Origin of the sequence: Rossellomorea aquimaris, from assembly GCF_001877785.1 — a bacterium.
GTDB lineage: Bacteria > Bacillota > Bacilli > Bacillales > Bacillaceae_B > Rossellomorea > Rossellomorea aquimaris_A.
The window spans coordinates 1-509 of sequence record NZ_MINN01000137.1; the positions used below are offsets into that span (position 1 = coordinate 1).

At 46.6% G+C, this 509-nt stretch carries 1 pseudogene; it reads right to left on the reverse strand.

What is annotated here, in order from left to right:
- Positions 1–322: pseudogene (locus BHE18_RS20135) on the reverse strand (class II fructose-bisphosphate aldolase); the annotation flags it as partial.
- Positions 323–509: the final 187 nt, after the last annotated feature.

Below are 509 nucleotides of genomic sequence, written 5' to 3' on the forward strand. Positions count from 1 at the left end.
CAGTCGCTTTGATAGCATCACGTGCTGGCGTCAAGTATTTACGTGGATCGTAGACGTCTGCATCAGATGCCAATTTTTCACGGATGGCTTTTGATGCCGCCAATTGGCTTTCCGTGTTGACGTTGATTTTTGATGTACCAAGTGATACTGCACGTTGAACATCTTTTAACGGGATGCCTGTTCCGCCGTGCAAGACAAGCGGCACGTCACAAAGTTGTGAAATTTCTTCCATTTCAGCAAATCCAAGGTTTGGTTCGCCTTTATATGGCCCGTGGACCGATCCAAGCGCTGGCGCTAGGCAATCGATGCCTGTTTGTTCTAAAAAAAAAAAAAAAGATCAGACGGGTTGCCAGCGCAAACATTCGCTGAAATTGCTTACTGACCATCCTGCACCTCTAGCATCTACCCCACGCATCTCAATGTCTGACTCAACTTTGACTCAAACTCGATGTCGATTTTGCCGCTCATCCCATTCACACCCACAACAATCGAGTTGTTCACGAAATACA